General features: G+C 37.1%; 24 protein-coding genes. 16 read left to right on the top strand and 8 right to left on the bottom strand.

From position 1 onward, the window contains the following. Window positions 1–9 precede the first annotated feature (9 nt). The 5 genes from AEQSU_RS06735 to AEQSU_RS06715 all read left to right on the top strand — a co-directional run bounded on the left by AEQSU_RS06735 (window position 10) and on the right by AEQSU_RS06715 (window position 4,488). Window positions 10–903 carry an aminotransferase class IV gene (locus AEQSU_RS06735; RefSeq protein ID WP_014782111.1) on the top strand — a complete coding sequence of 298 codons (894 nt, stop codon included), beginning with the start codon at window positions 10–12 and terminating at the stop codon, window positions 901–903. A 167-nt stretch (window positions 904–1,070) separates the two neighbouring features. Next, the gene (atpD, locus tag AEQSU_RS06730; protein WP_014782110.1) at window positions 1,071–2,576 is read left to right on the top strand and encodes a F0F1 ATP synthase subunit beta; all 1,506 of its coding nucleotides are present in this window, start codon (window positions 1,071–1,073) and stop codon (window positions 2,574–2,576) included. A gap of 75 nt (window positions 2,577–2,651) precedes the next feature. Further along, window positions 2,652–2,927 (top strand): F0F1 ATP synthase subunit delta/epsilon, encoded by a 276-nt coding sequence (locus AEQSU_RS06725; protein WP_014782109.1) that lies wholly within the window; start codon window positions 2,652–2,654, stop codon window positions 2,925–2,927. A gap of 148 nt (window positions 2,928–3,075) precedes the next feature. Next, window positions 3,076–3,930: a cupin-like domain-containing protein gene (locus AEQSU_RS06720; RefSeq protein ID WP_014782108.1), complete on the top strand. Its 855-nt coding sequence runs from the start codon at window positions 3,076–3,078 to the stop codon at window positions 3,928–3,930. Window positions 3,931–3,972: 42 nt separating this feature from the next. Continuing rightward, window positions 3,973–4,488, top strand: coding sequence for a DUF6646 family protein (locus tag AEQSU_RS06715; RefSeq protein WP_014782107.1), 516 nt, complete (start codon window positions 3,973–3,975; stop codon window positions 4,486–4,488). Here AEQSU_RS06715 and AEQSU_RS06710 read toward each other — a convergent pair. The 3 genes from AEQSU_RS06710 to AEQSU_RS06700 all read right to left on the bottom strand — a co-directional run bounded on the left by AEQSU_RS06710 (window position 4,485) and on the right by AEQSU_RS06700 (window position 7,355). Further along, window positions 4,485–4,970: a regulatory protein RecX gene (locus AEQSU_RS06710; protein ID WP_014782106.1), complete on the bottom strand. Its 486-nt coding sequence runs from the start codon at window positions 4,968–4,970 to the stop codon at window positions 4,485–4,487. The genes AEQSU_RS06715 and AEQSU_RS06710 overlap by 4 nt on opposite strands. 174 nt (window positions 4,971–5,144) lie before the next feature. After that, window positions 5,145–6,704, bottom strand: coding sequence for an Rne/Rng family ribonuclease (locus tag AEQSU_RS06705; protein WP_014782105.1), 1,560 nt, complete (start codon window positions 6,702–6,704; stop codon window positions 5,145–5,147). Between the two features lie 360 nt (window positions 6,705–7,064). Then, window positions 7,065–7,355: an HU family DNA-binding protein gene (locus AEQSU_RS06700; protein ID WP_014782104.1), complete on the bottom strand. Its 291-nt coding sequence runs from the start codon at window positions 7,353–7,355 to the stop codon at window positions 7,065–7,067. Window positions 7,356–7,485: 130 nt separating this feature from the next. Between AEQSU_RS06700 and mutY the strand changes: the two genes are divergently transcribed. The 8 genes from mutY to rpmA all read left to right on the top strand — a co-directional run bounded on the left by mutY (window position 7,486) and on the right by rpmA (window position 13,820). Beyond that, window positions 7,486–8,550: an A/G-specific adenine glycosylase gene (gene mutY, locus AEQSU_RS06695; protein ID WP_014782103.1), complete on the top strand. Its 1,065-nt coding sequence runs from the start codon at window positions 7,486–7,488 to the stop codon at window positions 8,548–8,550. Window positions 8,551–8,615: 65 nt separating this feature from the next. Beyond that, the gene (locus AEQSU_RS06690) at window positions 8,616–9,578 is read left to right on the top strand and encodes a hypothetical protein (protein ID WP_014782102.1); all 963 of its coding nucleotides are present in this window, start codon (window positions 8,616–8,618) and stop codon (window positions 9,576–9,578) included. 102 nt (window positions 9,579–9,680) lie between these two features. After that, on the top strand, window positions 9,681–10,127 hold the full coding sequence (locus tag AEQSU_RS06685; RefSeq protein WP_014782101.1) for a single-stranded DNA-binding protein: 447 nt from the start codon (window positions 9,681–9,683) through the stop codon (window positions 10,125–10,127). Window positions 10,128–10,148: 21 nt separating this feature from the next. Beyond that, window positions 10,149–11,471 carry a gliding motility-associated protein GldE gene (locus tag AEQSU_RS06680; protein ID WP_014782100.1) on the top strand — a complete coding sequence of 441 codons (1,323 nt, stop codon included), beginning with the start codon at window positions 10,149–10,151 and terminating at the stop codon, window positions 11,469–11,471. After that, complete coding sequence (gene gldD, locus AEQSU_RS06675) at window positions 11,458–12,021, top strand: gliding motility lipoprotein GldD (RefSeq protein WP_014782099.1); 564 nt, start codon at window positions 11,458–11,460, stop codon at window positions 12,019–12,021. The genes AEQSU_RS06680 and gldD overlap by 14 nt, the downstream gene beginning before the upstream one ends. A 91-nt stretch (window positions 12,022–12,112) precedes the next feature. Continuing rightward, window positions 12,113–12,571: a DUF4199 domain-containing protein gene (locus AEQSU_RS06670; protein WP_014782098.1), complete on the top strand. Its 459-nt coding sequence runs from the start codon at window positions 12,113–12,115 to the stop codon at window positions 12,569–12,571. A gap of 172 nt (window positions 12,572–12,743) precedes the next feature. Next, window positions 12,744–13,526, top strand: a complete 783-nt coding sequence (rplU, locus tag AEQSU_RS06665; protein WP_014782097.1) for a 50S ribosomal protein L21 — start codon at window positions 12,744–12,746, stop codon at window positions 13,524–13,526. A 30-nt stretch (window positions 13,527–13,556) separates the two neighbouring features. Continuing rightward, window positions 13,557–13,820: a 50S ribosomal protein L27 gene (rpmA, locus tag AEQSU_RS06660; RefSeq protein ID WP_014782096.1), complete on the top strand. Its 264-nt coding sequence runs from the start codon at window positions 13,557–13,559 to the stop codon at window positions 13,818–13,820. Between the two features lie 205 nt (window positions 13,821–14,025). Here rpmA and AEQSU_RS06655 read toward each other — a convergent pair whose 3' ends face one another. The 4 genes from AEQSU_RS06655 to AEQSU_RS06640 form a co-directional block, all read right to left on the bottom strand. Continuing rightward, window positions 14,026–17,631, bottom strand: coding sequence for a S8 family serine peptidase (locus tag AEQSU_RS06655; RefSeq protein WP_014782095.1), 3,606 nt, complete (start codon window positions 17,629–17,631; stop codon window positions 14,026–14,028). A 215-nt stretch (window positions 17,632–17,846) separates the two neighbouring features. After that, entirely contained in the window at window positions 17,847–20,570 is a 2,724-nt protein-coding gene (locus AEQSU_RS06650; RefSeq protein ID WP_014782094.1) for a S8 family serine peptidase, read from the bottom strand. Between the two features lie 182 nt (window positions 20,571–20,752). Next, complete coding sequence (locus tag AEQSU_RS06645; RefSeq protein ID WP_042492357.1) at window positions 20,753–21,262, bottom strand: acyl-CoA thioesterase; 510 nt, start codon at window positions 21,260–21,262, stop codon at window positions 20,753–20,755. Window positions 21,263–21,485: 223 nt separating this feature from the next. Further along, a complete protein-coding gene (locus AEQSU_RS06640) occupies window positions 21,486–22,454 on the bottom strand; it encodes an HU domain-containing protein (RefSeq protein ID WP_014782092.1) in 969 nt (322 codons plus the stop codon). Between the two features lie 81 nt (window positions 22,455–22,535). On the opposite strand from AEQSU_RS06640, the gene dprA reads away from it, so the two are divergent. Beyond that, the gene (dprA, locus tag AEQSU_RS06635; protein WP_014782091.1) at window positions 22,536–23,639 is read left to right on the top strand and encodes a DNA-processing protein DprA; all 1,104 of its coding nucleotides are present in this window, start codon (window positions 22,536–22,538) and stop codon (window positions 23,637–23,639) included. An 89-nt stretch (window positions 23,640–23,728) separates the two neighbouring features. Then, window positions 23,729–23,965, top strand: coding sequence for a DUF6364 family protein (locus tag AEQSU_RS06630; protein WP_342626278.1), 237 nt, complete (start codon window positions 23,729–23,731; stop codon window positions 23,963–23,965). 19 nt (window positions 23,966–23,984) lie between these two features. On the opposite strand, the gene trpS is transcribed toward AEQSU_RS06630, so the two are convergent. Continuing rightward, window positions 23,985–24,953, bottom strand: coding sequence for a tryptophan--tRNA ligase (gene trpS, locus AEQSU_RS06625; RefSeq protein ID WP_042492354.1), 969 nt, complete (start codon window positions 24,951–24,953; stop codon window positions 23,985–23,987). Window positions 24,954–25,027: 74 nt separating this feature from the next. Here trpS and AEQSU_RS06620 point away from each other — a divergent pair, with 74 nt between their 5' ends. Continuing rightward, a complete protein-coding gene (locus AEQSU_RS06620; RefSeq protein WP_014782088.1) occupies window positions 25,028–25,768 on the top strand; it encodes a lysophospholipid acyltransferase family protein in 741 nt (246 codons plus the stop codon). The last annotated feature ends 195 nt before the right edge of the window (window positions 25,769–25,963 follow it).

Here is a 25,963-nt window from a genome sequence, read left to right as displayed (position 1 = left end):
AGATAAATTATGCTTCAAAAATCCAACCCCAAAAACGATAACATCCAAGTATTTATAAAAGACAAACTCTATCCACGAAGTGAAGCAAAAGTTTCGGTTTTTGATAGCTCAGTCCAAGGCGGCGACGCGGTTTGGGAAGGTTTACGCGTTTATCCAGAAGGCGTGGTTTGTATGGATAAACACTTAACCCGTCTTCACGAATCTGCTAAAACATTGGCATTTGTAGATATTCCTTCCAAAGAATTCATCAAAAAAGCAATAAAGCAAACCCTCGATTCCAATGGAATGAATGATGATACTCACATTCGTTTAACATTAACACGTGGCGAAAAAATAACCAGCGGTATGGATCCACGACTCAACCAAAACGGCTCTTGCTTAATTGTTTTAGCCGAGTGGAAACCACTGGTATATGATAATAATCACGGCATAAAAGTTATTAGCACTAGCCAACGCAGAAACTCTCCACAATTTTTGGACAGTAAAATCCATCATAATAACTTACTCAATAATATAATCGCTAAAATTCAAGCAAATGTTGCTGGAAAAGACGCTGGATTGATGCTAGACGACCGTGGTTTTATAGCTGAACTGAATGGTAGCAACCTATTTATGGTTAAAAATGGAAAGGTCTTTACGCCTTATGCTCACGCCTGTCTCCCAGGAATTACGAGAAATTCAGTGATAGAAATGTGTAAAAAGAATTCAATTGAAATTGAAGAACAAGACATCACACTTTCTCAATTCTACAATGCAGATGGGGTTTTGGCAACCGGTACTATGGGCGAATTAACGCCAATTATTGAAATTGATGGAAGGGTTGTTTCAAAAGAAGATGCTCTTCAGAAAAGAATAATTGCTCTTTTTACGAAAGAAGTTCGTGGATTGTGTGAAAAGCTATAGTTGTTAGAACCTAAAAGATATTAAAATCCTATTAAGTCTGGCATTTTGCAATAAGAATTTTTTTAAAAATTCCATTGCAAATATCATTCAGAAAAAACTATCTTTGCACCGTTCAAAACAGGGGTGGTTTTTTCACTCTTAGATAACTATAAAATAAACAGTTACTCATGTCACAAAGCATAGGAAAAGTTGCACAGATTATTGGCCCGGTAGTTGACGTTGCGTTTGATAGCGGATCGGAACTTCCAAAAATATACGACTCGTTAGAGGTAAACAACAACGGAAACCTTTTGGTTCTTGAAGTTCAATCTCACATTGGTGAAAGCATGGTTCGTACCATATCAATGGATTCTACAGATGGTTTAAGCCGTGGTGTAGATGCTGTTGCAACTGGAGCGCCTATTCAAATGCCAATTGGCGATGATGTTTACGGTCGACTTTTCAACGTAATTGGCGATGCTATTGATGGTATTGGAAACTTGCCTAAAGCTGGCGACAACGGTCTTCCAATTCACCGTGATGCCCCAAGATTCGAAGATCTTTCAACTTCTACCGAAGTTCTTTTCACAGGTATTAAAGTAATTGACCTTATTGAGCCTTACGCAAAAGGTGGTAAAATTGGTCTATTCGGTGGTGCTGGTGTAGGTAAAACGGTACTTATTCAAGAGTTGATTAACAATATTGCGAAAGGTCACGGTGGTCTTTCAGTTTTCGCTGGTGTAGGAGAACGTACTCGTGAGGGTAATGACTTACTTCGCGAAATGCTTGAGTCTGGTATTATAAAATACGGTGATGACTTTATGCACTCTATGGAAAATGGTGGATGGGATCTTTCAAAAGTTGACAAAGAGGCTATGAAAGAATCTAAAGCTACTTTTGTGTTCGGACAGATGAACGAGCCACCTGGAGCACGTGCACGTGTTGCGCTTTCAGGACTTACCATTGCTGAGTATTTCCGTGACGGAGCTGGCGAAGGTCAAGGGAAAGACGTTCTTTTCTTCGTAGATAACATTTTCCGTTTTACACAAGCAGGTTCTGAGGTTTCTGCACTTCTTGGGCGTATGCCTTCTGCGGTAGGTTACCAACCAACTTTGGCAACAGAGATGGGTGCGATGCAAGAGCGTATTACTTCAACTAAAAGAGGTTCTATTACTTCTGTACAGGCGGTTTATGTACCTGCGGATGATTTAACGGATCCAGCACCGGCAACAACGTTTGCTCACTTGGATGCTACAACCGTACTTTCACGTAAAATTGCTGAGCTTGGTATTTATCCAGCGGTGGATCCATTGGATTCTACTTCTAGAATTCTTACTGAAGCAATTCTTGGAAAAGAGCATTACGATTGCGCACAAAGAGTAAAAGAGCTTTTACAGCGTTATAAAGAATTACAAGATATTATCGCTATTCTTGGGATGGAAGAACTTTCCGAAGAAGATAAATTGGCCGTAGGTCGCGCGCGTCGTGTACAGCGTTTCCTTTCTCAGCCTTTCCACGTAGCGGAGCAGTTTACAGGTATTCCTGGAGTTTTGGTTGACATTAAAGAAACAATAAAAGGTTTCAATATGATTATGGATGGCGAATTGGATAAACTTCCAGAATCTGCCTTCAACCTTAAAGGAACTATCGAAGAAGCAATCGCCGCTGGTGAGAAAATGCTTGCTGAAGTTTAAAACAAGTTCAGAGTTATGAGTTATGAGTGCAGAGTTGCCCATAACTCATAACTCATAACTCATAACTACAAAAGAATGTACTTAGAAATAGTAACCCCCGAAGCATCCTTAGTTGCTGGAGAAGTAGAAAGCATAACCGTTCCTGGTGTGGAAGGTGAATTTCAAATGCTGAATAATCACGCTCCTATTGTTTCTGTTTTGCAGGAAGGAAAAGTGAAGTTTAAAGGAAACCCAACTATTGCGGAAGCTTTTAAAGGTAAATTCACACAAGAAGATGGAAAATGGGTATTACCTATTTCTGGCGGAACTGTTGAATGTAACAATAATCGTGTGATGGTTTTGGCAGATTAAGCTGAAGCAAATTCCAAAAAAATATAAAATCCCAAATTCTTACATATAGGAATTTGGGATTTTTGTTTTATATAAATCCTTAAAGTTATATTAACACTCCGCTCAATACTGTAAGGAGATTTGTAAATTTACGGCGAAGTAAAAAGTTATGCAGTTAAAGGAAATAGACAAGGTAGAAACCATTACTAAGGAAGATTTTCTGAAAAATTATTTTAAACCCCAAAAACCTGTTGTTATTGAACGGTTTGCGGAGGACTGGCCTGCTTTTACCAAATGGGACCTAGATTATATGGCAAACGTAGCCGGAGATAAAACGGTTCCGCTTTATGACAATCGTCCAGTGAGTCACGAAGATGGTTTCAACGAGCCGCATAAAAAGATGATAATGCGCGACTATGTGGAACTCTTAAAAAAAGAACCCACAAAATATCGCATCTTTCTTTGGAATATTTTAAAAGAAGTACCACAGCTTCAAAAAGATTTTAACTACCCAGATTTTGGTTTAAAGTTGATGAAAGGCCTGCCAATGCTCTTTTTCGGCGGAAGGGATTCTTACACTTTTATGCACTATGATATTGATTTGGCAAACATCTTCCATTTTCACTTCCAAGGAAAAAAAGAAGTAATTCTTTTTGACCAAGCTCAAAATGATTATTTGTACAAAATTCCACACTCGTTAATCGTCCGCGAAGACATAGATTTCCATAATCCCGATTTTAACAAATGGCCAGCCTTAAAAAAAGCAAACGGCTACATTGCAAACTTGGAACACGGCAACGTTTTATATATGCCTGAAGGCTATTGGCATTATATGCGCTACATCACACCAGGATTTTCAATGAGTTTGAGAGCAATCGCTAGAAACCCAAAAAATTTAGCCAAGGCCGTTTACAACATTGGTGTTATGCGTTATTTTGATCAATTTATGCGAAAATTAAAAGGTCAAAAATGGATTGATTGGAAAAACGAACAAGCCATTGTTCGCACCAATAAAGCATTGTAATTTCTGAAGAATTCAGTATCTTTCCTTTTAAAATTTCGTAAAATGAAAACACTTGTAGCTTTATTAGCGCTTCTATTTTTCCAGTTCAGTTTCGGACAAGCCTACAGCGGAAAAGGCGATGTGAAATTTCAAGTTGGCGCAAACTTTCAAAATAACGGCACAGGAATTATGGGCAGTCTTGATTTTGGTTTAGGTGAAAACATATCCGTTGGCGTAGCTTCAGCCTATCTTTTAGGAGTTGAAAAAGTTAGAGATTTGGAAGGAAATGAAACACCTTTCGCAAAGTTCGACGATCGTTTTGACCTAAAGGCCCGTTTCAACGCCAATCTTGGAAATGTGATAAATGTTGATGAGAATTTTGATATATATCCTGGGCTTTATGCCAGTTTAAAAAACTTTGGAGGCCATTTGGGAGCTCGATATTTTTTTACCAGCGGCTTTGGCGTTTTTACGGAAGTGAGTGTTCCTATTTCAAAATACAATACAGATTCATTAACGCCTGCTGAAAAACTGCACAACCAAGTTTCGGTTAATGTTGGGGCTTCGTTTAATATTTAGCTCTTTCTTTTCATAATCTCCCCAACCTTCCCGTAAACCAATTCACTCTCCCATCCACGATAAAAAAGATAATCCGCCAGTTTCTTGCGTTTTTTCTGAAGATCTTTTTCTGAAACTAATTGCTTCAACCGCTTTTCAGCCAAAGCTTCAAAAGTTTTATAATATTCAGAATCAGGTATTTCCTTTAAAGCAATTTTAATGTTGAAAGTTGAAATTTGCCGCATTTTCAATTCATTTACAATCCTATTTCTTCCCCATTTTTTTACTCTAAATTTTCCACGGGCAAAAGCTTGCGCAAAACGGGTTTCATTTAGAAAATTGTGACGCAGCAAGTGATCAATTATTTCATCTATTGCGAGAGGAATCATACGCATTTCATAGAGTTTTTGATGCACTTCCTTATGGCAACGCTCTTGATAGGCGCAGTAGCGTTCCATTCGTTTCTGGGCTTCATCTACAGTGTATGTTTTACGAGGTTCCATTTTCTTTGTGGTCTTTGTGCCTACTTTGCGCTCTTTGTGGTAAAATTAACCATAGAGGGCACGGAGCTTTACCGCAAAGTTCGCAAAGAAATAGTATAACTCTCAGCAATATCTCCAGAAACTTCAGAATACAAAAAAACCCCTTCCGAAGTAAACTTTCAAAAGGGGTTTTGGTTATTTAATCAATTCACCATCTTTATCGTGAAAATGATATTCAAGATACGTGTAAGCATCTCGAGGTTGAATTTTTACCCATTTTTTGTGTTCCAAAAACCATTTGGTCCTAACACTTGGGAAACCTTTGGTTAAAAAGGCCGCTATAAAAGGATGCGTATCTAACGTTATCTTTTTATAGTCTTTTTTGAAAAGGCGTTTCACCTCTTCATTTATTCTATTGATAACAATGATTGGTGCTTCTATTTCACCATTTTCATCGCCGCCGCTTCCGTTTGCATTTGGATCTTCCTCTCGCGTTTTAATGTTCATCTCTGGACGAACTCGCTGTCTGGTTATTTGTATCAATCCAAATTTACTTGGGGGCAGAATTTTGTGTTTTGCTCTGTCATCCTTCATTTCATCACGAAGATGATTGTAGAGCTGTTTGCGGTGAGTGGCGTTTGCCAAATCAATAAAATCCACCACAATAATTCCTCCCATATCGCGCAACCTTAGCTGTCTTGCCACCTCGGTGGCTGCAATTAAATTCACTTCTAGCGCTGTGCCTTCTTGTGTTTTTTGCTTGTTGCTTCGGTTACCGCTGTTCACGTCTATTACGTGCATTGCTTCGGTGTGTTCAATTACCAAATAAGCTCCTTTGCTACCTGATACTGTTTTTCCGAAGGAAGTCTTGATCTGCCTTTCAATTCCGAATTTTTCAAACATCGGAACATTGGAGTCATAAAACTTTACGATATTGTCTTTTTTTGGTGCAATTTCCTGCACATAATCTTTTATTTGCAAGTATAGGGTTTCGTCGTCAATATGTATTGCGGAGAATGAATCGTTAAACATATCGCGGATAATAGAAGCTCCCCTGTTTAGCTCGCTCAGCACTTTTGAAGGGTGGTGCGCCCCTTGTAGCTTCTTACACATCGCCGTCCAGCGTTCGGTAAGGTTCTGTAAATCTTTGTCCAGTTCTGCTACTTTTTTGCCCTCAGCCACGGTGCGTATAATTACGCCAAATCCTTTTGGTTTAATGCTTGTTATCAAGCGTTTTAACCTGTCTTTTTCTTCGGTACTTTCTATTTTTTGTGAAACAGAAACTCTATCGGAAAACGGAACCAAAACAATATATCTTCCAGCTATAGAAAGCTCGGAACTAATACGTGGTCCTTTAGTGGAAATGGGTTCTTTTACAATTTGAACCAAGATGGATTGATTGCTTTTTAAGGCATCATTTAAGTTGCCGTGCTTATCAATCTCTTTTTCGAATGGAAAATTAGTTAAGGAAAAATCCTTTAACTTACCTGAAGTGGCACTTTTCACAAATTTTAATTGCGAAAGCACTTTTGGTCCAAGATCGTGATAGTGTAAAAAACCATCTTTCTCGTAACCTACATTCACAAAGGCGGCGTTAAGCCCAGGAACTGTTTTACGGATTTTAGCGAGAAATATATCGCCAACCGTAAAATTGTTACCTTCTTCTTCTTTGTGAAGCTCTATAAGTCTTCCATCCTTTAAAAGGGCAAAATCAACTTCTTGTGAACCGGATCTAATAAATAATTCGTTGTTCACGGTATATTAATTTTGTTGTCCCAACAGAATATTGGGACGAATTAAACAATAATTTTTACAGGTTTTATATAAAAAACCCGGCGAAATTACACCAAACCAAAAGTAGGCGGTTTCAATTTCATTTTCAAAGAACGATTTTTCGTTTGTTTTACTTGGAAATAGTGCCAAAAAAGCTCAATTTCCGAAACACTTTTAAAACAGAAAAAGTAGTTTAGAAACTACTTTTTCTTTTTGTGGCGGTTAGCGCGACGTCTTTTCTTGCGCTTGTGAGTCGCTACCTTATGTCTTTTTCTTTTTTTACCACTTGGCATACTAAAGTCTTTTATTAATGTCTAGAATTTACTTCAAGACGGGTTATTATTATTTTACGTCCACGTTAGTTTTTACACCTTCAACAAATACTTTTGCAGGTTTAAAAGCCGGAATATTGTGGGCTGGAATCTTAATCGTTGTGTTTTTAGAAATGTTTCTTCCTGTTTTTTCAGCTCTTGTTTTGATGATAAAACTTCCAAAACCTCTTAAGTACACATTGTCTCCACCTTCTAAAGAGTTTTTCACTTCTTCCATAAAGGTTTCAACTGTAGCTTGTACTTCATTCTTTTCCATTCCTAGTTTTTCTGAAATCTTTGCTACGATATCTGCTTTCGTCATTACTTATAAATTTTAATTAATTATTCTTTTACTAGATTTTTTTTAGAGACCGCAAATATACATATTTTAAAATCAATAAATCAAAGCTTAATCCTTTAAAATTTAAAGGGATATAGATTAATTTTACCCAATGCCGAAAAAAGTTCCTCATTTCTCCAAAATACTCATTGCGTGGTATTTACAAAATAAACGTGATTTGCCGTGGCGAAATACTACAAATCCATACCGCATTTGGCTTTCAGAAATAATGCTTCAGCAAACCCGCGTTCTACAAGGTTTGCCGTATTATTTAAAGTTTGTTGAAGCCTACCCAAAAGTAGAAGATTTAGCCAATGCGCCAGAAGATGATGTGCTAAAACTTTGGCAAGGGCTGGGCTATTACTCCCGTGCCAGAAACTTGCACGCAACAGCAAAAATTGTCTCGGAAGAAATGAATGGTACTTTCCCCAACAATTACAATGACCTATTAAAGCTAAAAGGTGTGGGCGATTATACAGCTAGTGCAATAGCAAGCATCTCCTTCAATCAACCTGAAGCAGTTGTTGATGGAAATGTATATCGCGTACTTTCACGATATTTTGGAATTCCCACTCCTATTAATACAACCCCTGGACAAAAAGAATTCAAACAACTTGCCCAACAATTGATTGATAAAAAAGAGCCTGGAACTTTTAATCAAGCCATTATGGAGTTTGGAGCGCGTTTCTGTGTGCCGCAAAGCCCAGACTGCGGAAACTGCATTTTTAATGATAGCTGCGTCGCGTTTCAGCAGAAAAAAGTGACGGAGCTTCCTGTAAAGATTAAAGCGAAACCCGTGAAAAATAGGTTTTTCAATTATTTGGTAGTTCTTTCTGAAAATGAACGAACCATCCTTCAACAGCGCACCGGTAAAGGAATTTGGCAGAAGCTATATGAATTTCCTTTAATCGAAACTTCGGAAGAAATTAATATTTCAGAATTGCAAAACTTTCCGCAGTTTCGAACCTTTTCAGAAAATCTAAATATTGAAAACATTTCTCTTTTCAACGAAAAACCGGTGATCCACAAACTATCGCATCAACATCTAAACACGCGGTTTTGGATTGTTGAGACTTCCGAAGAAAAAGAAAATACTGTTCCTATATCCGAAGTAAAAAACTATGCAGTTCCAGTTTTGATTGCAGATTTTGTTTCGGAGTTTTTTGAAAATTATTGACCGTTTCATTATATAATGAAGAAAATCTTCATTATAATGTATCTTTAAAATTTCAGAAATAAACTATGGAACTATCAAACAAAATACAATGCCCAACCTGCGGAGCAACCTCATCATATACTGAAACCGAGCCCGGACAATACAAATGTGGCTACTGTCTTTCCGGTTGGGAACAATTAAGTATTCTTCCAGAGAAAGATAACGAGCAGGAATTTTTTGAAAAATGCAAAGAAATTTTTGACGAACAACAAAAACTAACTCCAGAAAAGCCTAAATATTCTGAACGCTCCTTTGCCAACATCACAATCTTTTTTTCATTCTTTTCTGAAATAAAAAACACAACATTCCGAGAGCAACTTCTGCCTAAATTTAATACGTTGGTGGAGGAACAAATTAAAGAATATGCCGAACAAGGAATTGACACAAATGTGGATCGGGAAAAAATATTTACCAGATACCCTGATAAATTTGTTTTAGTAATTTATCTCGCGGAGTTAAATTATATGTCCGCAAAGGCGCTTGCTTTAACCTACGATGAAAAGGAAAAACTGGAAGAAGCCATCCTAAAACTTAAAACCGCGCAACAGCTTCATGGCCCGTCAATAAATGAATGGCAGGGAAAAATATCCAAAACCACGGTTGGCATTTTACAACGTTTGGGTGAAGAAAAAAGAGCTTTTGAATATATCTATTCACTTTTTGAAAGCCAAAATATTCGTTCCTACAAAGCATATCACCACAAAAGCAGCGGATTTCCACCAGAACGAGAGGATCTTGCGCATTTTATAAAAGACAGGGAAGCATATTCTGAAGATGTAAAATTTCTTTTTGAAGATATTATTTTCTCCGATGAATATATAGATTGGGAAAGCAAACAAGTGAAGGAGCAAGAAGACATAATTGATGAGGAAGAATCTTTAAAGATATTAGAAGAAGAAATTGAAACAGCCTCCAAAATTTCAGAAAAAACGAGTGAACTAGAAACACCGAAAAAACTATCCATTTGGCAAAAACTCTTTGGAGCATAATGAATATTAAATGATTGGAATTTTTCTAGGATATAAAATCTTAAAATTCCGTATATTTAAATCACAAAATCTACCTTTGCACAAATTGAAAAAGAAACGATTATGAATGGAACTTTAAATAAAGTGATGCTTATTGGGCATACCGGAGATGATGTAAAAATGCACTTTTTTGAAGGCGGAAATAGTATTGGTCGTTTTCCGCTTGCCACAAATGAATCCTATACAAACAAAACCACAAACGAGCGAGTAACCACAACTGAATGGCACAATATTATAGTTCGCAACAAAGCTGCCGAAATATGTGAAAAGTACTTGAAAAAAGGAGATAAAGTTTATATTGAAGGAAGAATTAAAACCAATAAATGGCAAGACGATAAGGGAATTGATAGATATAGCACCGAAATTCATTGTACAGATTTCAACTTTTTATCACCCAAAGACGAAAACAATAGCGCTTCAAACAGCAATACAACCCAGAAACCTCAGTCAAAAGCAGAGCCGCAAAACAATAATTCAACTTCTGAAGAAGAGGATGATCTTCCTTTTTAATTTTTAACTAAACCCAATAACTTGGACACAGAACCCCCTGGTTTATTATTCTTTTTTAGCGTTTTGGATTTTTCCGAAATAACTAGCTGTGTTTTATTGATTGTTCTTCTAGCCTGTTCTGCCCTAATTTCTGGTGCCGAAGTGGCTTTCTTTTCATTAACGCCTTCTGATTTTGAAACAAATCAAGAAAAAGCAATCATCAAAAAACTCGGTATTGTTGAGAGTTTATTGGGAAGACCTAAGAAATTACTAGCCACTATTTTAGTCGCGAATAATTTTATAAACATTGCTATCGTCTTAATATTTGACTCTTTGAGTGATGTTTTTTTTGCAGGAATTCAATCTAATTTTTACGGAATTGACGTTCGTTTTATCGTGGAAGTGGGCGTTGTTACCTTCTTTATTTTGCTTTTTGGTGAAATACTTCCGAAAATATACGCAAACCGTAACCGAGTTTCATTCGCGGTTTTTATGGCACAACCGCTTAATGTTTTAGACACTTTGCTTTCGCCAATAAGTTTGCCAATGCGCTCTGCCACTATTTATCTTCACGATCGTTACGGAAAACAAAAATCCAACATTAGCGTGGATCATCTTTCACAAGCACTTGAACTTTCCAATCAAGACACAACTTTTGAGGAACAGAAAATTCTTCAAGGAATTGTAACCTTCGGAAATACGGATACCAAGCAGGTTATGAAAAACCGTATGGATATTTTTGCCTTAAACGAAGACCAGTCTTTCAAAGAAATTTTGCCAGAAATCATCCAGCGAGGCTATTCCCGAATTCCAGTTTATAAAGACAATATTGACAACATTACCGGAATTCTTTATGTGAAAGATTTGATTCCCTACACAGATCGAAAAATTTTAGATTGGAAAACCTTGCAACGCAAAGCCTATTTTGTTCCCGAAAACAAAAAATTAGACGATTTGCTGAATGAATTCAAAGAAATGAAAATGCACCTCGCCATCGTTGTAGACGAATACGGCGGAACGAGCGGATTGATTTCTTTGGAAGATATTATTGAAGAAATTGTAGGCGAAATAAGTGATGAGTTTGATGACGAGGATTTAATTTTCTCAAAACTAGACGACAACACCTTTGTTTTCGAAGGAAAAACTCCGTTGAAAGATTTTTACAAAGTAATAAAACCAGAAGACCCAGAAATTTTTGAAGATGAAAAAGGCGAAGCTGAAACTTTAGCTGGTTTTCTATTAGAAATTTCAAAAGGCTTTCCGAAGAAAAACGAAGTAATATCTTTCCACAATTATGCGTTTACCATTGAAGCGTTCGAGGGCAAGCGCATCAAACAAATAAAACTTACCATTGAAAATAAATAGTTTCATTTTTCTTTTGCTTTCAAGCCTTTTCATCCTTGCTTCTTGTGAAGATGATGTTTTGGTAAAACCGTCTGCTATGCTTCGTTTGGACTATCCAAAACCTGAATATAGAGAAATAAATACGGATTGTCCCTATTCCTTTTCAATAAACACAAACGCGAAAATTACCCATCAAAAGAACTGCGGCATTAGCATTAATTACCCAAATATGAAGGCAACTTTATATTTATCCTATCAAAAAGTTCGAAACAACAATATTGATTCGTTATTAAGAGATGCTCAGAAATTGGTGGATGAGCACAACAGAAAAGCAAACAGTATTCCCGAGCAACCTTTTATAAATCCGGACCATAAAGTGTATGGAATGTTTTATATGATAAACGGAAATGCTGCCAGCCAAGCAGAGTTTTATGCAACGGATAGCATCAATCACTTCCTGAACGGCGCGTTGTATTTTGATGCTAAACCTAACTTCGACTCCATCTATCCAGCGGTGGTTTATCTGCGTGAAGACATCCGCAAATTGATGGAAACCATTACATGGAAATAAGCGAAAAACGTTTGTTTAACAAAAGTTAACAAACCCTTCACAATTGGTTCGCCAACTTTTCGTAACTTTTGACAATCAAAAACCTACCATTATGTTCAAAGTATATTCGCGTTACGGAGTTTGGATTGCAATTGTTCTTATTGCCTATTTTCTTCTATTAAAATTAATCGGACTTCATCAATATCCAGCATTTAGTGTATTAAATGGATTAATTTATGGAGCCGGAATCTACTTGGCACTAAAAAAATATAGAGACGGAAAAAGTAAGTTTAAGTTTGAAAAGGGATTTGAAGTAGGCCTGCTTTCTGGAGGTATTGCAACGCTGATATTCACCATTTTTATGGCAGTTTATATGTACCAAATAGACACCGAACTTGCAACCTCAATCATGGAAAGATGGAATCTTCAATATGCTCTGGGCACACTTATGTTGCTCTTAACCGTTTTAATTATGGGTTTCGTAACGACTTTAGTTTTGACGCTCTCTTTTATGCAACTTCTCAAGAAATCCTGGAACACTAAGGACGGAAATCGAAACACACTGAAATAAATTCAGTATTCAGTATTCAAAAGATAAAAAACCTGTTTGAATACTTGGATAATTGGTTTTGAAAAGATTAAACAAAAAACACTTTGCTATTTACATTTAAAAAATTATATTTGCACCCGCTTTTACTGGACGGTAGAAGCATAATGTTTAACTAATTTATAAACGATTCGCTATGTACGCAATTGTAGAGATAGCAGGGCAGCAAGTAAAAGTTGCAAAAGACCAAAAGGTTTTTGTTAATCGTTTGCCAGTTGAAGAAGGTAAAACAGTGTCTTTTGACAATGTACTTCTTATTGGTGACGGAGACAAAATAACCATCGGCGCCCCAGCTATAGACGGAGCTCAAATAGGAGCAAAAGTCGTAAAACACCTTAAAGGTGACAAGGTTATTGTATTCAAAAAGAAAAGAAGAAAAGGTTTCCGTAAGAAAAACGGTCACCGTCAGTATCTTTCTGAAATCGTAATCGAGAGCATTGTAGCTTCAGGAGCTACACCTGCCAAAAAGGAAGAAGCTAAAAAAGCTGCTCCAAAAAAGGAAACTAAACCAGCCGCTCCAAAAGCAGAGCCTAAAAAGGAAACTGCTACAAAAGCCGAAGCTAAGCCAGAAACCAAAAAAGCTGCTCCTTCCAACAAAGAAGTTGAAGTTAGCGAAAACTTGGTAACACGTGCAGAGCACCGCGCTGAAGATGCTCATGTTGAAATCAACATCGATAAAGTACTTCACAGCATTGGAACTGCTTTAAAATCTGATGCCGACGATCTTAAATTGATCAACGGAATTGGTCCAGTTTACGAAGAAAAATTGAACGAACTTGGTATTTATACCTTCGAGCAAATCAGTAAACTTAAAGCTGCAGACCGTGAAGAACTTTCTGCTATTGACGGGATTACCCGCGATAAGATTGAAGGCGACGAGTGGGTAAAACAGGCTAAAGAATTGTTGAAAAACAAATAAACCGAAATCATTAATTAAAAAATATAAACCATGGCTCACAAAAAAGGAGTTGGTAGTTCCAAAAACGGTCGCGAATCAGAATCAAAACGTCTTGGCGTTAAGATTTTTGGTGGACAAGCTGCTATTGCTGGAAATATCATCGTAAGACAAAGAGGATATACACATCACCCAGGTGAAAACGTATATGGTGGTAAAGACCATACCCTTCACGCACAAGTGGATGGTAAAGTAAAATTCACCAAAAAGAGAGATAACAAGAGCTACGTTTCTATCGTTCCAAACGCTGAAGCATAGTATTATCTATCTATCTTATTCAATATTTAAGAGGCTGCCTGAAAAGACAGCCTCTTTTTTGTTTTAGATACTTTGAATAACTTAAATACGAAGTAGGATTGTTAACGCATCATACTTCACATCAAGTATTAAAAAGAACCAGGGTCTCTCGAATTTGTTGAAAAACAATTCAAGAAACCCTGATGCTATAAAGGTTTATTATATTTTACTGAACTATCAACTTCTTGGTAGCAGTATTATTCCCAGACATTATTTTTACAAAGTAAATTCCGGTAGCATAATTTGACACATTAAGTGTTCCTCGAGTTTTTCCAGCCATTTCGGCTTCTGAAATAAACTGTAATCGCTGCCCTAAACTATTGAAAAGTGTGATGGAAACATTGCCAGCATTCAAATTTTTCAAATTAATAAATACTTCATCTGAAGCTGGGTTTGGATACATTGTTATATTGGACAAGTCTTCTTTAGAAATTCCTAGAGAACCCCTAACATTAATGTTGTCTATAAACGTACTGTTTCCATAACCATTAATATTCACAAACCGGAACTGTACGTTTTCGCCTAAATAGGCAGATAAATCTACCGTTTCTTTACGCCAGTCATTAGCTGAAGCAGGTTCCCATTTAGAAGAAACGTTTCCAGAAACAGTGGACAGGTCTGATCCATCCTTGAAATAGATTTGTGTAAAAGTAGCGCCACAATCTGTAGAAATATCCACTCGCAACCCATCAGACAAACTATTGGAGTATTGAGCTTTTGCCAAATCAAAATCCAAAGCGGCTGAAGAAGCTAAAGTTAAATCTACATATAGCGTTTGCAACATATCTTCTTCGCCAGAAGCATTGTAGGAAAAGTTATCAAAATAAGCGGTTACCGTTGGTGAGCCAGCACTTCCTGTAACACCTGTTTTCTCTTGCCAAGTATCACTATTGTCAGGATTTAAAACAGTCCATCCTGGAGGCGGCATTCCGTTAACATCAAATGGTTCAGTGTAATCAAGTGGTTCAGCATCTGTTGCGGCATAAAAGCTTAGCACATCGTCATCATTACTTGGATTTTCATCGCCGCTTAAATCTACTGAAACAGTAAGGGTATAACTTCCTGAAGCTGTAATATTTAATGGAATAGCAAAATCCAACACTGCTTGTCCGCCTGGAGTAATGGTCCCAGTAAAGTTTTCGGTAACTATCGGATCACTGTCTAATTGATAGCTCACTGCAAAATTGCTTTCCGAAGAACTTCCAAAATTCCTAATCGTCGCAGAGACGATTGCGGGACCTGGATTACAAACCAAGTTAAAATCACTTGGCTGGTTGTTTGTTTCAATAGACAAATCATTTGCAAGAGAACAATTTAACAATCCTCCAGCGTAACGCACGGCAATGCTTCTTCTTCCTTGCCAACCATCTGTAGCATTTTTTGCAACCGCTGCAAACCACATAGCGTTTGAAGGATTAGCAATAGGAACCGTTATACTATTGGTAGTTGAAGTGCCGGCCACTTCCATATACTTATCTCCTAAAATATATAAGTCATAAGATTCTGCACCGCTCACTGCCGTCCAAGAAAAACTTGCCTCTGTTGGGCACACTTGAGTTACCTGTACATTGGTAACAAGTGGCGCGATTGAAAAAGTTTCATCACTAACATCCTGCGAAGAACCATTACTCACTCTTATTTTAGCCTTGCCAGTTACCGAGTTTGGAACCAACCAACCATAATTGGTAGTGGTGTTTGGAACAGTTGTAATAGCATTCCAAGTACTTCCGTCGTTAATTGAATACTCTAGCACGAAACTAGACGTAGTATTCACAGGAACTGCATCCCAGTGTATAGATTCCGTTTCGCTTGAAACGAAGCTTTCACCTGCATTTGGATAAGTAACCACTACATTATCAGAAATGATTTCATAAACCACAAAATATTCCTGAGGCCCCATTGGCACGTTAAAACCTTTAATATTAATATTATAATTCCCCGACGCTGGGTTGTTAACTAGAACCTGTTCCACATTGTTCAAATGGTCTGGGCCATTGGTAGCAGGAAGGTTTAATGTAACCGGATTTGGAGTTGGATCTAATATGTAAGGCTCCAAAACAGTACTTGATGGATCTGTAACTAATAAATCCAAATCGTTTACCAAAGCTGGATTAGCTCCTGGAGAAGCAGGACTATCGCTCCAATAAACCATAAACCGAACTTGTTTAGTTCCTGCAGGAACATTTATTGAATGGTCGTTAGAACCGCCTTGCGAAATAGAACTAGACAGAAAACGATTATCTTCAATAAGTTTGGCGGCGCGCAAACCGTTTACAATTCCCCAACCAAATTTATAATCTGGACCTACATTGCCAGCATCATTTGCAGTATTCATCAATGTTGCCTTTATGAGTGCCGCTTTGGGTAAAACATTTCCGTTAGCTTCAGAATAGGCTTGATAAAGTTGTGCAGAAATTCCAGCAATTCCTGGCGAAGCACCCGATGTTCCACCAAAACTTTGATAGGTATTGTTTTCAGCAGTCGAAATTTGGTTTTGACCATTTGCAGCAATATCTGGTTTTATTCTTCCATCATGGGCTGGACCGCGACTGCTAGAATTTACTAACGAACCATCAAAAAACACATTTGCTGTTGCAATCACGTTCTTTCCTTGTTTATGACCACCTGTAATATTTCCCCATTGATTTCCTGCTCCATAACCACAATCTTGATTGTTAGAATTTCCAGCGGAAAAAGTATGCTGCAAATTCGGAATGTCATGTGCCTGCGTATCTACAGTTTGTGTAATTGTAGTATAACCATCATTGCAACCGTTGCTGTAAGAGGAATTTGTAATAACCGCCGTTCCACTATTAATAAGTGAAAGAGTTTGAGAATCTAAAAAGTTTGAACCGTAATTCACTACATATAATAAGGATCCCGCAGCCATCCCTCTGTTGGAAGGGTTTAGGTTTCCTGCTCCAGACATAATTCCGGAAACACCATCGCCGTGGGTTTGACCAGTTCCGCTAGCAAGAGAATTGTCTATTCTTCCTTGAAAATCTATATGTGGCCCAACGATACCATCATCACGACATACAACGCCGATATTTAAACCAGTATAATTTCTTCCTGCGGAAGTTTGCGTGTCCAAATTACTTGAACGGTGTAAACTACGGCCGCGAGTATCGTCTGGAGTTGAAGGTGCTACAATAAGTTCCACCCACTTCACAAAAGGTAGGTTAGCTAAGTCTTCCAAACAATTGTCTGGAATGGAAAGATCTATGTTGTTAGCTCCTTTGTATTGCTGTTTCACCGCTATTTGGCGCTCGGCCAATTGCTGAATTACGTAATCTGAAGAAACATTTTTATGAAATTGAAGTGTTACCAAAATGTTGTTACCATCCATTGCGTAATTATCGTAAGGTGGGTTTTTCAAGGTATTTGAAATCTTTGTACTTCCTGGAACGGCTACTATACTTCGAACACCATTGTTTCGCAACAAACTAGTTGAAGTATTTTTTGGGAAGTAAGCCAAGTAGGTTTTATGAGGAATATATTCCAACAATTCTACATTGTTCTGCTTAAAAAGATCTTGAACGTTCTGGGTTGGAGTTTCATAAAATTGAACCCAAGCAACGTATCCATTAGCTAATTTTGCCGATTCAGACATTTGGTTCCATTGAAAGGTTGCAATATTTTCAGGCATTACAATTGTTTCATCTTGAAACTGGATGTTGGAAGTATTTTGTCCAAATGAAAATGAAATCATAAGAATCATCATCATAAAAACAAGGCTTCGGAATGTGGGGGAAGTAGTTTTTTGTATCATTATTTTAAAGTTTAGAAAAGGTTGAGAAAAATTCTTCAGAGAAAAATTCAACATATTTTTTCAGAAGGATTTCAAATATATCTATTTACATCAATAAATCAGCATTTTAGAGACATAAAACAAACCGAAATAAGTAGAAAATCGTGTTTAAGGTTTCTTCAGACATAAAAAAAGGAAGCCAAAACAGCTTCCTTTAAATATCATTGAAAATATAACTATTGAACGACTAATTTTTTGGTTGAAACGTTTTCTCCAGCCTTTATGGTTACAAAATAGATTCCAGAGGAATAATTTGAAACATTAATTGTGCCTTTTGAAGTATTGTTTATATTCATCTTCCTATCCAAAATTTGACCTAAACTGTTAGCAACTGTAATATTAAAACTGCCATAAGTTTTATCTAAAAGACTAATATTAACTTCGTTTTTCGCTGGGTTTGGAAATAATAACAGCGAATTGTCAAACGTATTTTCTGAAATTCCAACGGTACAATCTAAGATGCCCCCACCATAACGTTTAGCGTTGGTTCTTTCGCTTTCCCAACCTTCAGTAGCATTTTTGGCACGAACGGCAAACCACATTTCATCAGCTGGATCGGTAATAGGAATCGTTATGGAATTGGTATTTGAAGTTCCAACTACTTCCATAAATTTTTCGCCTAAAAGATAAAAATCGTACGATTCGGCATCATCAACCACATTCCATTCAAAAGAAGCTGTGTCTGGACATACTTTTATTACATTGACGTTAGCCACAGTTTTCGCAATATTGAAAACCGCATCGCTCACATCTTGAAAGGTGCCACTTGTAACTCTAACAAGCGTATTGGCGCCCACTTCATTTGGAACGTTCCAATTATAATATTGAGTATCGTTTGCTACGGTGGCTATATTGTTCCAAGTGCTTCCGTTATCTGTGGAATATTCCAGCACAAAATCTTCTGTTGTATTCGTTTCGTCCCAATGAAGCGCTTCAACATAATTTGGCGCAAAATGCTCGCCTCCATTTGGAAAAGTCATTGTAACGTGATCTGAAATTAATTCATAAACAACATAGTATTCTTGCGGTCCCATTGGCACATTGAATCCTGAAATATCAATTACATAATTACCCGCTGCAGGATCGTTAATTAATACTTGTTCCACATTATTCAAATGGTCTGGGCCGTTTGTTGCAGGATTGTCAAGCGTGATTGGATTTGGCGTTGGATCAAGAATCCACGGTTCCAAAACATTACTGGAAGGGTCGGTTACAACCATATCTAAATCGTTTACCAAAGCTGGACTTGCACCAGGAGTCGCTGCAGCATCGCTCCAATAAACCATAAAACGTACTTGAGTAGTTCCAGCAGGAACATTTATTGTGTGATTTTTTGTAGTTCCTTGTGAAACCTCATCAGACAGATAATGATTTTCTTCAATAAGTTTCACAGCTTGAAGTGCATTAACTATTCCCCAACCAAATTTATAGTCGGGACCAATGTTTCCTGCTTCATTGGCAGTATTTAATAAGGTAGCTTTTATTAATGCTGAAGGTGGAAAATCACCTCCGTTCAAATTTCCATAGGCTTGATAAAGTTGTGCTGAAATTCCCGCAATACCTGGAGCAGCACCAGAAGTTCCGCTGAAAGTTTGATAGGTATTATTTTCATTTGTAGAAATTTGATTGTGCCCGTTTGCAGTGATGTCTGGCTTTATCCTTCCGTCGTGTGCAGGACCACGGCTACTAGAGTTTCTTAATTCACCTCTGTAATCTACATTGGCAGTAGCTATTACATTTTTACCCTGTTTGTGACCTCCCGTAATATTACCCCATTGGTTTCCAGCGCCATAACCACAATCTTGATTGTTTGAGTTTCCTGCTGAAAAAACATGAAGCAAAGAAGGCGTGTCCAAAGTTTGCTGATCTACAGTTTGAGTAATGCTAGTATAGCCGCCGTTACAACCATTACTATATGAAGAATTAGTTATTTGAACCGATCCATCATTTATTAAATTTACCGTTTGGGGATCCAAAAAAGTAGATGCATAATTTACAACATACACATCGGATCCTGCTGCCATTCCCCGGTTTGAAGGAATTAAATTGCCAGCACCCGCCATTATTCCCGCTACTCCATCACCATGAGACTGATTGGAAATGTTGGTCAAATTTGTCAATCTTCCCTGAAAATCTATGTGTGGACCAACGCGACCGTCATCACGAACCATAACGCCAATACCTGCTCCTGTATAATTTCTGCCAGCGCCAGTTTGAGTGTCCAATGAGTTGGCTCTGTGAAGGCTCCTGCCTCTCGTGTCATCCTTTATGGAAGGTGCGACCACAAGATCTACCCATTTTACAAAAGAAAGGTTTGAAAGCGTTTCCAAGCAGTTATTTGGTATTGAAAGATCTATTGTATTTTGCTCACTATAATTTTGTTTTACACTAATTTGATGTTGAGCCAACTGGTTTACAGCATAGTTGTTTGAAACATTTTTATAGTACTGAAGCGTTACCAATATATTATCGCCATCTTTTGCCCAATAATCATAATTACCGCGTTTCAAGTCTGCTGAAAGTTTTGCGTTTCCATCAACTGGAACAATAGTGCGCACACCGTTGCTTTTCAATAGAGAAATTGAAGTAGTTGTAGGAAAATTAAAAAGATATGTTTTGTTTGGAATATACTCTAACAGTTGCAAATTGTTCCGCTTAAACAAATCTTGAACTTGTTGTGAAGGAGTTTCATAAAACTGAATCCAGCCAACATAACCATTATTCAATTTAGCAGATTCAGGCATTTGGTTCCATTGAAACGTCGCAATGTTTTCAGGCATTTCATAGGTTTCACCTTGGAATTTAATGTCATTGGAATTCTGGGAAAATGCAATTGAAAAGACTAGCATCAAGGCCAGAAGTGTAATATTCTTAATTTTGGGGAAAGTAGTTTTTCGCATAATCAACTTTGTTTATTTGGTTTAGAATTAAAAAAGACGGTTAAAAAAAACCGCCTATTCATTTCAAATATATTTATTTGAATCCATAAACAAAGCTTTCCGAATTAAAAATTTAGAAGTTTAACAAATTTCTATTATACGTTAGAAACAGAAAATCAGTAATTTAGAAGTAAAGAAATGAATTATTGAAACAACGCCTTCAATTCCGTAGCGTCTTGAGGCTTCATTTTTCCAGCAAGTACAAGACTCAACTGTTTTCGTCTTAGGGCAGCATTAAACCGTTCCTTTTCGATTTCGGTTTCGGGAATTATTTCTGGAACACGCACCGGACGGCCCGTTTCATCAACCGCTACAAAAGTATAGATGGCTTCATTAGAAAGATATTTTTCACCACTTTCACGGTTTTCAATAAAAACGTCCATATAAACTTCCATAGAACTGCTGAAAGCTCTTGAAACTTTGGCGTCAACCGTTACAACGCTTCCGAGTGGAATCATTTTGTTAAAAGCAACGTGGTTTACCGAAGCCGTAACAACAATTCTTCGGCTATGACGGCGTGCAGCAATACTCGCGGTACGATCCATTCGCGCCAGTAATTCGCCTCCAAACATATTACCAATTGGGTTCGTATCGCTGGGAAGCACCATATCTGTGTAGATAGTGTGGGAGTCTTTCGGGGTTTTTGATTGCATCATAAAAATTTTTGCAAAGATACCCAAGTGCGAAGAAAGAGGATAGAAAAAAGAGGAAAGAATAAGGGCTAATTCATCGTAAGTGAGAATGATGAAAAAGTCTATTTAAAGTTTTAGTAAATCACGAACATTCCTGTAGTGTGCAAGCGTTAAATCTTAAAAATTCTAATGATATGCACGCGATAAATCGCGAGCCTAATGAATACCATGACTACGACTAATATTACTGAATTTTCTGCACAAGCATCCAAGCATCTGCATTTTCAGTTCTTTGGATTTCGCGTAGTTTATTCAAAGCCTCAACGCGCTCTTCAAAACTGGCGTATAAAACTTGGTAAAGACCATAACGCGTAGGTTGCATTTTTAAAGGTGAAAAACCTTTTTCGCGTAACTGTTCCACTTTTTTGGTAGCATTTTCTTCCTCGCGGTAAGCACCTGCAACAATATGGTACATTCCGGAGTGCTTCGGAAGTTGCAAACTAAGCACTGGTAATGGGTTTTCAATTACAAAAGTAGCTTCCTGAATTTGGGTTTCTACCAATGAATTGGCTTTTTGTCTTTCAGCTATATTGAAACTATGAACTTGATTTTCGTAAAATTTCAAACTTCCAAAACCAAGTGCAGCAATAGCAATAACAGCAATTGCGGCATATTTAAGATATGGTTTTGCTTCTCTTCCTTCCGGCGTGAAAATTATTGGAACCTTTTCTTCCAGAGCTTTCGCAGTTTCTTTGTAAACCTCACGGCTTATTTTCGGTGAAACAAATGATGAAAGTCCAAATGCTGAAGTACTATAATTTTGTTGGTGAAGTGGTTCAAACTGAAGCGATTTTTCTTCGTTTAAAGAAAATTCTCCAATGTTTTTAAATGAAATAGTTTGTCCTGCTGAAAGGTCTTTTGAAATCTCAGAAGTAAAATTTCTAATTTTTTGCAACGCAGTTTCATAGCTACATTTTTCAACCGAGGCCACGTAATTCGCAAACAAACCATCATTTGCCTGCAATTGTTTGTTGAACGAAACAATTTTGGAAGGTGGATTGAAAGTGCTTGTGGAATCGTCAATATGCGCAGATTTATAACGCGTTAAGAAAGCGCCAAAACCAGGAATAATAACACATTCGTATCGGTAAAGTAGGTCTGAAATGTAAGTTGTAAGCTCCATAGAAACAAAAATACCCTTTTTTGAAAGCAATCCAATTTTTGTTTTTGGAACTTATTAACAACTTAAAATGTTGTATTTTTAAAATCTCCCCCGATTCTAATTTACAACACTATGCTTTCAAAAAACGAACTGCGCTATACGCTTGCTTTGCAACGAATTCCGAATCTGGGAGATATTTCAGCAAAAAAGTTATTGCGGAAAATGGGCACTGCGGAAGAAATCTTCAAAGAGAAAAAAAGCAACCTCGCTAAAATTGATGGCATCGGACTTTTACGTTTGAAGGATATAAACCTAAAACAACAATTGGAAGAAGCAGATGCCGAAATGGAATTCATTGAGCAAAACAATATTGAATACAGCTATTTCAAAGACAAAAATTATCCCGAAAAACTCAAACATTGTTTGGATGGTCCCATACTTTTCTTCCATCGTGGAAATATAGATTTAGTAGGTAAGAAAATAATCAGCATCGTAGGCACACGGAAAATCACAAGCTATGGCAATGCTTTTTGTCAAGATTTAATTGAAAAACTAGCGCCGTTAAACCCAGTAATTGTCTCGGGTTTAGCTTATGGAGTTGATATTTGTGCACACAAAGCTGCTATTGAAAACAATTTACAAAACATAGCCTGTTTGGCGCATGGACTAAACCAAATGTATCCAAAAGACCATAAAAGATACGCCCAAAAAATTGAAGAAAACGGGGGATTTATTAGCGAATTTTGGAGTAGCGATGCGTTTGACAGAAACAATTTTTTAAAACGAAACCGAATCATAGCAGGACTTTCCGAAGCTACAATCGTTATAGAATCTGCAGAAAAAGGTGGAAGTTTGGTAACTGCAGATATTGCGAATTCCTACGACCGTGAAGTTTTTGCAGTTCCAGGAAGAGCAACGGACAGTCAAAGTCGCGGCTGCAACAATTTAATAAAACAACAAAAAGCACATTTAATAACAAGCGCCGCAGATATTATTTACTTGCTAGATTGGGAACTAGAAGAAAACAAAAAGCCCAAACAAATCCAGCTATTTGTTGAACTGGACGAAGAAGAAAAAGTAGTTTTCCGTTTTTTAAAAGAAAAGGAAAAAGAACTTTTAGATACTATCGCTTTAGAATGCAGCATTCCAGCCTATAAAGCCGCCAGTATTTTAATGAATATGGAATTGAAAGGTGTTGTGCGACCATTGCCAGGGAAGTTGTTTCAGTTGGTTTAATCATACTGCAAAGATTACTAAACACGAGTACTGCTTAGATTATCTCATTAAATTTATATTTACAAATCAAGGAGAAGATGAATAAAAAGTTGACATTAATACTAAATGATGAAATCGTCGAAAGAGCAAAAGAATATGCATTAGATAAAAATCTAAGTATATCTAGTTTAGTGGAATCTTATCTTCAATCATTGACTATGGAAAGAAAATATGATAATTTCGAAATTTCTCCCTTTGTAAAAAGTATGTCAACTGGAAGTAGCATTTCCGAAGATATAAGACCCAAAAGTGAATATTCAGAATACTTAATAAAAAAATATAAATGAATTATTCATACTTATCTAATTAATACCCAACCTTCTCCCGAACTCTTTTCAAAACCCCATCAGCAACTTTTCGAGCCTTTTCAGCACCCGAAGCCAAGGCTGCATCAACTTCATTTAGGTTTGAAATAAAATAATTGTAACGCGTACGTTCTTCAGAAAATTTTTCAACTATCAATTCAAACAAAGCTTGCTTGGAGTGACCGTAGCCGTAATTTCCTGCTTCGTAGTTTTTTCGCATTTGTGCAACTTCATCTTTGGAACCCAATAATTTATAAATTGCAAATACGTTGCAAGTGTCTGGATTTTTCGGTTCTTCCATTGGTGTGCTATCAGTTTCAATAGTCATTACTTGCTTGCGAAGTTTTTTATCATCCAAAAATATATTGATGATGTTTCCTTTAGATTTGCTCATTTTAGAGCCATCAGTTCCTGGAACATACATCGTTTCTTCTTGAACTTTTCCTACAGGCATAACAAAAGTTTCACCCATTTGCGTGTGAAAACGAGAAGCTACATCGCGCGTAATCTCAATATGTTGCATTTGGTCTTTACCAACCGGAACAATTTCGGCATCATACAATAAAATATCCGCAGCCATAAGCATTGGATAGGTAAAGAGTCCAGCGTTTACGTCTTCCAAACGGTCTGCCTTATCTTTAAAAGAATGTGCAAGGGTTAATCTTTGGAAAGGAAAAAAGCAGCTTAAATACCAAGAAAGCTCCGTGGTTTGTGGCACATCGCTTTGACGATAAAAAATAACACGTTTCGTATCTAAACCTAATGCCAACCAAGTTGCAGCTGTACTATATGTGTTTGCGCGAAGGGTTTCCGCATTTTTTATTTGCGTTAATGAGTGCATATCTGCAATAAAAAGAAAGGAATCGTTTTTGGGATCGTTCGCCATTTCAATAGCGGGAATGAGGGCTCCTAAAAGATTTCCTAAATGTGGTGTGCCGGTGCTTTGTATTCCTGTAAGTATTCTGGACATTGTTCTGAGAAATTTCAGCAAAGGTACTTTTTTAGATTTATTTGCGTCATTCAAATTAGTACTTTTGAAGGCTAATGAAATTACTAAAGCAAATATTTGCGACATTTTACCGAATTTGGTTCTATATAATAATAGCGCTGGCTACAATTTTACTATTTCCGTTTCTTCTAATCAGCATTCTAAAACATTCTTGGTACCCGTTTTTCTTTAAGGTTGCACGAACTTGGTCTGCATTAATTATTTATGGGATTGGTTGTTACCCTATCATAAAACGTGAAATCCATTATGAAAAAGGCAAAAGCTATATGTTTGTTGCCAATCATACTTCCATGACGGATATTATGTTGATGTTTTATGCAACTAAAAATCCCTTCGTATTTGTTGGGAAAAAAGAATTGGCGAAGATTCCGTTATTCGGATATATCTATAAACGAACCTGTATTTTAGTAGACCGCGGCAATACGAAAAGTCGCGTTGAAGCTTTTAGAAGAGCCGATATACGTTTGAATGAAGGTTTAAGCGTCTGCATTTTCCCTGAAGGTGGAGTGCCAGACGATCTTTCAGTTTTATTGGATGAATTTAAAGATGGAGCGTTTCGACTTTCTATAGAACATCAAATTCCTATTGCTCCAATGACTTTTCACGATAACAAAAAACGGTTTCCGTATTCGTTTTTTATTGGTGGGCCTGGAAAAATGCGCGTAAAAATCCATAAACTCATCCCAACAGCAAATTTGACATTGGAAAGCAGAAAAGAATTGAAAAAAGAAACGCGAGAAGTTATTTTGAATGAATTGTTGGAGCCTACGGTTTGAGGTAGTTCTTTGCATAATCCAATGGGCTGCGAAATACTACGCTATTTTTTGAATTAAAATTCCCAGCCATTAGTTCTGAAGCAGACTTTTGAGATTCCTGCCTTTGCAGGAATAAAAAAACCGTCCTATGGCGAAGAACGGTTTCTCAATCATTTTGTTTGAAGTATAATCAAACACATTCAACTAAAAACTAAC

It is taken from the genome of Aequorivita sublithincola DSM 14238 (assembly GCF_000265385.1).
Lineage (GTDB): Bacteria > Bacteroidota > Bacteroidia > Flavobacteriales > Flavobacteriaceae > Aequorivita > Aequorivita sublithincola.
Note: the sequence above shows the minus strand (reverse complement) of the source record. Positions and strands in the feature narration are given on the sequence as shown.